Annotated in this window: 8 protein-coding genes; 6 read left to right on the top strand and 2 right to left on the bottom strand. The window is 58.8% G+C overall.

The genetic code is table 11. The features are described 5' to 3' along the window. Window positions 1-94 precede the first annotated feature (94 nt). Together ACSFE6_RS29950 and galU are read right to left on the bottom strand one after the other, a co-directional pair. Window positions 95-511, bottom strand: coding sequence for a mannose-1-phosphate guanylyltransferase (locus ACSFE6_RS29950; RefSeq protein WP_435430987.1), 417 nt, complete (start codon window positions 509-511; stop codon window positions 95-97). A gap of 47 nt (window positions 512-558) precedes the next feature. Beyond that, on the bottom strand, window positions 559-1392 hold the full coding sequence (gene galU, locus ACSFE6_RS29955) for a UTP--glucose-1-phosphate uridylyltransferase GalU (RefSeq protein ID WP_435430988.1): 834 nt from the start codon (window positions 1390-1392) through the stop codon (window positions 559-561). A gap of 387 nt (window positions 1393-1779) precedes the next feature. Here galU and galE point away from each other — a divergent pair, with 387 nt between their 5' ends. From galE to ACSFE6_RS29985, 6 genes are all read left to right on the top strand, one after another. After that, the gene (gene galE / locus ACSFE6_RS29960) at window positions 1780-2796 is read left to right on the top strand and encodes a UDP-glucose 4-epimerase GalE (RefSeq protein ID WP_435430989.1); all 1017 of its coding nucleotides are present in this window, start codon (window positions 1780-1782) and stop codon (window positions 2794-2796) included. A gap of 226 nt (window positions 2797-3022) precedes the next feature. Beyond that, window positions 3023-3259 carry a hypothetical protein gene (locus ACSFE6_RS29965; RefSeq protein ID WP_435430990.1) on the top strand — a complete coding sequence of 79 codons (237 nt, stop codon included), beginning with the start codon at window positions 3023-3025 and terminating at the stop codon, window positions 3257-3259. Between the two features lie 90 nt (window positions 3260-3349). Then, a complete protein-coding gene (locus tag ACSFE6_RS29970; protein ID WP_435430991.1) occupies window positions 3350-4465 on the top strand; it encodes a polysaccharide biosynthesis/export family protein in 1116 nt (371 codons plus the stop codon). A gap of 14 nt (window positions 4466-4479) precedes the next feature. Then, entirely contained in the window at window positions 4480-5145 is a 666-nt protein-coding gene (locus ACSFE6_RS29975; protein WP_435430992.1) for a YjbF family lipoprotein, read from the top strand. Continuing rightward, window positions 5142-5903, top strand: a complete 762-nt coding sequence (locus tag ACSFE6_RS29980; RefSeq protein WP_435430993.1) for a capsule biosynthesis GfcC family protein — start codon at window positions 5142-5144, stop codon at window positions 5901-5903. The genes ACSFE6_RS29975 and ACSFE6_RS29980 overlap by 4 nt, the downstream gene beginning before the upstream one ends. Beyond that, complete coding sequence (locus tag ACSFE6_RS29985) at window positions 5900-7978, top strand: YjbH domain-containing protein (protein WP_435430994.1); 2079 nt, start codon at window positions 5900-5902, stop codon at window positions 7976-7978. The genes ACSFE6_RS29980 and ACSFE6_RS29985 overlap by 4 nt, the downstream gene beginning before the upstream one ends. Window positions 7979-8147 lie beyond the last annotated feature (169 nt).

Below are 8147 nucleotides of genomic sequence, written 5' to 3' on the forward strand. Positions count from 1 at the left end.
AGCCTGCTCGCGATGATCGTGAACGATAACGCGGGCGGCCAGTTGCCCAGTGGCGCTCTCGGGTTTTTCGCGAGCAGGCTCGCTCCCACAGGGGTTACAGGGCCGCTTTTTCGAAAGCATCCAGTTGATTGAGCAGCTCTGCCGTTTTACGTGGCATCAACTGCGTATCACAACGGGTCTCCACGTTGATGATGATCGCCGGGTCGTTGCAGCAAATGCGCACCCGGAAACGCCAGTCACTGAAAATCACTTTCAGCCCGTCGCGGTCATCGATCTCCAGTGCCTGCTCGCCATACAGTTTCTTCAGGTGTGCGAGCAGGGGGTAGGGGTCGGGCATCGACCGACGAATGTCCCCGGACGAGGGAAACACACCGATGCGATCCACCAGCAGGATCGTGCCCAGCCAAGGTTCGTTGGCGCTGGGCAACGGCTGATGCCGTGACAACCAGCTCATTACCCCGAGGTTGCCCACCTCCGGTTCATTGTCTGCCGAGTATTGCGCTTTGTTCATGGTGGCCTGCCTGAATGAAGAGTGGGCGTTGGTCGTGTGGTCGGGCTTCAGCGGCCCTTGAGGTAGACGTTGTCGTAGCAGAAGTTGGTCGCCTGGAGGTAGCCCTCGGCGTCGCCGCAGTCGAAACGCAGACCCTTGAACTTGTAAGCCAACACGCAGCCGTTACGGGCCTGTTTCATCAGGGCATCGGTGATCTGGATCTCGCCGCCTTTACCCGGCTCGGTGTCGGCGATCAGGTCGAAGATATCCGGCGTCAGAATGTAGCGGCCGATGATCGCCAGGTTGGACGGAGCGTCTTGCGGGCTGGGTTTTTCCACCATGTGGTTGACCCGGTAGATGCCATCGGAAATCAGCTCGCCGGCGATCACGCCGTATTTGTGGGTCTGGTCGCGGGGGACTTCCTGGATGGCCACGATCGAGCAGCGGAATTTCCGGTAGAGCTCGATCATCTGCGTGAGCACGCCGTCACCTTCCAGGTTGAGGCACAGGTCATCGGCCAGCACCACGGCGAAGGGTTCATCACCGATCAAAGGGCGACCGCTGAGAATCGCGTGGCCCAGGCCTTTCATTTCGACCTGACGGGTGTAGGAGAAGGTGCAGGTATCGATCAGCTCGCGGGTGCCGGCGAGGAACTTCTCCTTCTCGGTGCCGCGAATCTGGTGCTCCAACTCATAGCTGATGTCGAAGTGGTCTTCCAGCGCACGCTTGCCCCGCCCGGTGACGATCGCCATGTGTTGCAGGCCGGCATCCCGTGCCTCTTCAACGGCGTATTCGATCAACGGCTTGTTGACGATCGGCAGCATTTCCTTGGGCATCGCTTTGGTGGCCGGCAAGAAACGCGTGCCATAACCGGCCGCGGGGAACAAACATTTACGAATCATAAAAACATCCTGGAAAGTCATGGATCACAGCCAACGGGTGGGCGTAATAAACACGGGATAAAACTTTATGTTTATTGAGCCATTACTTTAATACCGAGTTAAGTGGTTGATGGCAATTACCCATGTGTGCAGAACGACACAATGTTATGAGATGTCGGTTTGTTAGTTGTTGGTTATTTTTAGTCGGTATCTGTTGATAGTGATGAAAGCATCAGGGTGCTAATAAGTACCAAGTCATTCGGTTCGACGTCCACAAAATATTTATTGATGTTCGTTGAACTAATTTTGAATTGGGTTGTTGTCGCTCTCAAGTGTGGCTTGGTACGCACATTTAATAAAGGGGGGTTGACACGTTACTTGGCACTTTTTTCCACCATGGACCGCACTATGAAGATTCTGGTAACGGGGGGCGCCGGTTATATCGGCTCGCACACCACACTTGCGCTGCTTGAAGCAGGTCATGAAGTTGTCGTGCTGGATAATCTTTGCAATAGCAGCGACGCGGCATTGCACGCGGTGGAAGCCATATGCGGCAGAAGTGCGTGGATGATTCGCGGCGATGTGTGCGACAGGGCCTTGCTGGACCGGATTTTCCGTGAGCATGCCATCGACGCCGTGCTGCATTTTGCCGGGCTCAAGGCGGTCGGTGAGAGCGTGCGCAAGCCGCTTGAGTATTACGAGACCAACGTCGGCGGCAGTATCACCTTGTGTCAGGCGATGGCAGCGGCGGGGGTGTTCCGCCTGGTGTTCAGTTCGTCGGCCACGGTGTATGGCGAGCCTGCGCAGATGCCGATTCGCGAGGACTTTCCCACTGGCAACCCCACCAACCCCTACGGCCAATCCAAGCTGATCGTCGAAAACGTGCTGCGTGACCTGAGCCTGGCGGAACCGCGCTGGAGTATCGCCCTGTTGCGTTACTTCAATCCGATCGGCGCCCACGACAGTGGTCATCTGGGTGAAGACCCGAACGGCATCCCGAACAACCTCGTGCCCTATATCAGCCAGGTGGCGGTCGGCAGCCTGCAGGAGCTATCGATCTTTGGCGACGATTACCCCACGGTCGACGGCACCGGCGTGCGCGACTACATCCACGTCGTGGATCTGGCGGATGGCCACCTGAAAGCGTTGCAGTCCATCGCGGGACGCACCGGCATACATACCTGGAATCTGGGCACGGGCGATGGGTACAGCGTAATGCAAGTGCTGCGTGCCTTCGAACAGGCGTGCGGCCGGCCGGTGCCTTATCGGGTGATGCCACGTCGCTCGGGTGATATTGCCGAGAGTTGGGCTGACGCCTCGAAAGCGGCGAAAGAGCTGGGCTGGAAAGCCACGCGCAACTTGCAGGACATGGTCACCGACACCTGGCGCTGGCAATCGAATCATCCGAAGGGCTTCCTCGGGTGATGGCGTTTTGGGCTAATGTTATTTCCAGTCAGGTTGTTAGATATCGTCGGGAAAATACACTGGCAATGCTTTTTGCAAGTCCGTAGATATAAACCTGCCGTTCGACATTTATCAGTCAGGTAGGACTGTGAATGAACAACGGATCTTGTCGCATTTTTGCGACTTGAACTCTACCACCTCTAACGGAGCACCTGATGTCAAAGTGCAATGTTAGAAAGGAGTTGATATGAAGAAAGTAATGGCGATTGCCTTGTTGACGATGTTGAGCAATTGGGCATCCGCAGCTGAAGCGCCGCTGACAGCAGTGACCAATGTAGTGGGTAGTGTGGCAGCTTCTCCCGCCACGGCTGCCAGTACTGCAGTGGTCGCCAGTGCAATAGCAGCGACCAACAGTGGTGGAAGTGCCAACGGTGGTACCAGCGGTACGTCGGGTACTTCAGGTACAACCGGAACGCACAACTAACTGAAGTAACTGTTGGTGCAGTACAAGGTCGCCCGACGAAAGTCGGGTGACTTTGTTTTTGGATTCGCCCTTGAATAGCGTAGTGCCATTATGACTCGTAGTTTTTCTCTTTTAATGTTGGCAAGTCTCGCTTTACAAGGTTGCATGTTTTCCCCCGGTCAATACCTGAGCACCAGTGACATCACGCGCCAAGGGGCCAGCGAAAGCAGCCGGGTCGAGCTCATTCCGATCACTCCCAAACTGATCTCGATGAACCGGGCCACCCATAAGCGTGAGTCCGTGCCGGCGGAATTGTTGGCGGCGCCGGCCGAATACCGCATTGGCAACAACGATGTGCTGTACATCACGGTCTGGGATCACCCCGAGCTGACGGCCCCGTCGGGAGCACAACAGCAGATCGATGCCAACGGTCGCCTGGTGCGTTCCGACGGCACGCTTTACTACCCGTACATCAAGGAAGTCCAGGCGGCCGGCAAAACCATCCAGCAATTGCGGGCAGATATCGAACAGCGGCTGTCGGCGTTCATCGCCGAGCCGCAAGTGGACGTCGCCGTGTTGCGCTTCGCCAGTCAGAAAGTCGTGGTGTCGGGCGCAGTTTCCAAGGCCGGTCCACAGGCGATTTCCACCAACCCGCTGAGTGTGGTCGAGGCCTTGGGGGCGGCGGGTATCGATACGGCCAGCGCGGATTTGTCCGGTTTGATGCTGACGCGAAACGGGCGGATGTACCCGCTCAATCTCGATACGCTCAACCAGCAGGATTCCGAGTTGCAGAGCGTCTACCTCAAAGGTGGCGATCAGTTGTATCTGCCTTACAACGACAAGAAGCGCATCTACGTCATGGGTGAGGTCAATCAGCCCCGTGCCCTGAGCTTCAAGACCGCGACGATGAACCTGTCGGACGTCCTCGGTTCGGTAGGCGGGTTGAGCCAGACCACCTCGAACGGCAACGCCGTGTACGTCATCCGGGGCGTCGAAAACCTCGATGCGGAGCCGGCCAAGGTCTATCAACTGCAAGCCGAATCGCCGACCGCCATGGCACTCGCCACGCACTTCGAAGTGCAGCCTCAGGACGTGGTTTATGTCGGCCCTGCCAACGTGACTCGCTGGAACCGCTTCATCAGCCAATTGGTGCCTTCGGCATCCATTGTCGGTACGGGCGCTTCCGCGGCGAAGAACATGAGTGAAGTCAGCAGCAACAGCAACTAAGGCCGGGTCTATCTGTGAGAACGTTGAAAGCTGGCGTCTGCTTGATAGCGGCGTTGTCGTTGTGCGGCTGTAACCCGCTGATGGTCGCTTCGTTGAGCAACTTCAAATCGGCGGTCAGCGGGCCTGATGAAGTGGAGGTTTCCGCCGAGCAAGTGGCCCAGGTCCGGTATCCCCAACTGAAGTTGACCACGCCGTCCGGCTCCGGGGTGCTGGCCATGGTGCGTGAGCGGGGCGACCTGCAATTTTGGGTGGCGTCCGGCAAACAGGTGTTGCTCCTGCGCGACGGCCTGGCCGTGCGCAGCGTCGGCCTGGGGCTTGGCAGCGATCTGGATGGAACGCGTCTTACCGGTGCCTCACCTTTCAAGCAGGGCCTGCATCAACTGCCGGATGGCTACACCAGCCAACGCCGGATCGACGTTTACCAAGGCCAGGAAGTGGGGGTGACGCTAAACAGTCGCTTCTCTCGCCGATCCACGGAAACCCTCGAAATTCTCAACAAGGAATACACCGTGCTGCGTGTCGATGAGCAGATTGACGCCCCGGCCATCGGCTTGAGTGCGACCAATCGTTACTGGGTCGATCCCGTTGACGGTTTCATTATGCAGAGTGAACAGCAACTGACCTCGCAACTGCGGGTCAAGATCGTCCAGTTGACCCCTGAACGCAGGCATGCCCGTTGAAGCGGGTCAGGGTTCTATCGGCGTGTCTGTTGTTGATTGCCGGTGTCAGTCATGCAGCCGTCACCGTCACCGGTGACGTCGCCAATCCGGGGGCCATCGAGCTGCCGGCGGGTGGGCGCTTGCTGGACGTGATCAGCGTGGCGCAACCCAATGCCGAAAGTTATTGGCTGGCAGGCGCATTGCTGCGTCAGTCCTTGCTCGAGGAGCAAGCCAGGCTCAAGGCCGGGGTGCTATTCGATCTGGACGTTTTGCAGCGCATGGCCTTGCTCTTCGACCGGCCGAGCCGGGCCGCCCTGGCGACACGCCTGGCCGAGCAAGTCAGGCAGATGCCGGTCACCGGCCGCCAGGTGGCCGTGCTGGACCCGGTCGCGGTGGAAGTCGGCTTCGCGCAAAACATGCGTCTGGACGATGGAGATCGCCTCATCTACCCGTTACGTGTCGACGAGGTCGAGGTGGTCGGGGCAGTCGCCGAGCCTTGCCGTCTCGCCCATGTCGAGCAGCAAGAAGCCAGTGATTACCTGCAAGGCTGCGCGCCGCTTGCCGACGCTGACGCCGATTATGTGTGGCTGATCCAACCCGATGGCGTCAGCCGGCGGGTCGGTATTGCAGCCTGGAATCGCGAGAGCGGGCAGATCCCCGCCGCCGGCAGCAAGATCCTGGTCCCGGTGAAAAATGACGATCTTGATCCGCCCCTACCTGAACTGAATCAGCAGTTGGCCGAATTTCTTGCCACGCAATTGGCTGAGGTGGTTCGTTGAATTTACGTTTTGCAGCTGTGTTGTTATTACCCTGCGGTCTGGCTCATGGGGAGCCGCGCATTTCCCAGAATGACTTCGGTGGCGTGGGCCTGTTGCAGACGCCGACCGCCAGAATGGCGCCGGCCGGTGAGTTGAGCGTGAATGCCAATCGAACCGACCCCTACACGCGTTACAGCCTGTCGATCCAACCGCTTGACTGGCTGGAAGGCTCGTTTCGCTACACCGCCATCACCAACCGCCCCTACGGCCCGGAGTCGCTGAGCGGCAGCCAGAGCTATAAGGACAAGGCGGTCGACGTCAAAGCCCGCCTCTGGCAGGAGAGCCACTGGGCGCCCGAACTGTCGCTGGGGTTCCGAGACATCGGCGGTACCGGCCTGTTCTCCAGTGAATACCTGGTGGCCAGCAAGCGCTATAACGATTTCGATTTCAGCGCCGGCATTGCCTGGGGTTACCTGGGCAACCGCGGCGACTTCGACAACCCGCTGGGCTCGATCGATGACCGCTTCGATACCCGACCGGACAGCGAAGGTACCGGTGACGTCAACGCTGGATCGTACTTTCGCGGCAGCCCTTCATTTTTCGGCGGTGTGTCCTATCAGACGCCCTGGGATCGCCTGAGCCTGAAACTGGAATACGAAGGCAACGACTACAAGAACGAGCCCAAGGACAACCCGATCAAGCAGGACACACCGATCAACGTTGGCGCCGTGTTCAAGCTCACCGACACGCTGGATTTAAGTGCCGCGTGGGAGCGGGGCAACACGGCGATGTTCGGTATTACGTTCCATACCAACTTCGTCAGCCGCAAGGCACCGGCCAAGACCTTCGATCCGCCGGCCGAACCACTGCCGGCCAAGGCACCGACCACTGCGCCGGATCAGGTCGATTGGGCGGATGTGTCGCAGCGCCTGCAGCAAAATGCCGGGTACAAGGTCGAGCGCATCACCCAGCGTGACTCGGAACTGTTCGTGTATGGCGAGCAGTCGCGCTACTTCAGTTCGGCCAAGGCGGTGGGTCGCGCAAGCCGGATTCTGGATAACAGCGTCAATGACGATATCGACTGGTTCACCGTGGTGAACAAGCGCTACGACCTGCCGCTCGAGGAAACCAGCGTACCTCGGCAAACCTTCCGTGAAGTGCTCAACAACGAAGAGTCGATGCAAACGCTGCACCGTACGACCGAGATCAATCCGGCGGTGCCGCATAACGAGAAAACTCTCTTTACCGGAACCCCTCAGCCCTTCGCGTATGGCCTGGGACTTGGCTTCAAGCAGAACGTCGGCGGCCCTGATGGCTTGCTCTATCAGTTCAGTGCCGACGCGGACGCCGAGTATCGGTTCAACCGCAACACCTGGTGGAGCGGTTTGCTCAGTGCCAATCTGGTAAACAACTTCGACAAGTTCACCTATGACGCACCCAGTGGTCTGCCCCGTGTCCGTACGGACTTGCGCCAGTACATGACCACCTCCGATGTCACCATGCCGCTGTTCCAGCTCAGCCATGCCGAGCAGTTGGATAAGGACCTGTATGGCATGGTCTACGGCGGTTACCTGGAGTCGATGTTCGCGGGCGTGGGGGGCGAGGTGCTGTTTCGCCCGACAGGCCAGCGCTGGTCGGTTGGTGCGGACCTGAACTATGTGCGCCAGCGCGATTTCGACCAGGGCTTCGGCTTGCGTGATTACAACGTCCTCACCGGCCATATCACCGGCTACACCGACTTGCCCTACGACACGCTTGCGGCGGTCAGCGTCGGGCGTTACCTGGCCAGGGATTGGGGCGTCACGCTCGACCTCTCGCGGGAGTTCCGCAACGGCGTACGGTTTGGCGCCTGGGCAACGATCACCACCGCCACCGGCGACGAGTACGGTGAAGGTAGTTTCGACAAGGGTATTTACCTTTCCATTCCGTTCGACGAGATGATGAGCATGTCGACCATGCGTCGCGCCAACGTTGTTTGGTCTCCGCTGACCCGGGACGGTGGCGCGCGGCTCAATCGCAGCTTCCAGCTGCACTCCATGACCGACAGCCGCGACACCGACCTGTTCTATCGCAACTTCGAGAAGATCGCGGAGTAATGGCGCTCGATCTACAGGGCCGTTGCCCTGTAGATCGCATCGGGCGCTGTGTGAATGAACCAGATCCACCATTCATGCTGCTTGACACACCGCTTTCGCGAGCAGGCTCGCTCCCACCAAGAGAGGTCGGGGGGAAAAAACCCAACCATACAGACCAAACCCCCTCGGA

The sequence above is a fragment of the Pseudomonas baetica genome (genome assembly GCF_051216495.1).
Taxonomy (GTDB): Bacteria; Pseudomonadota; Gammaproteobacteria; order Pseudomonadales; family Pseudomonadaceae; genus Aquipseudomonas; species Aquipseudomonas baetica_B.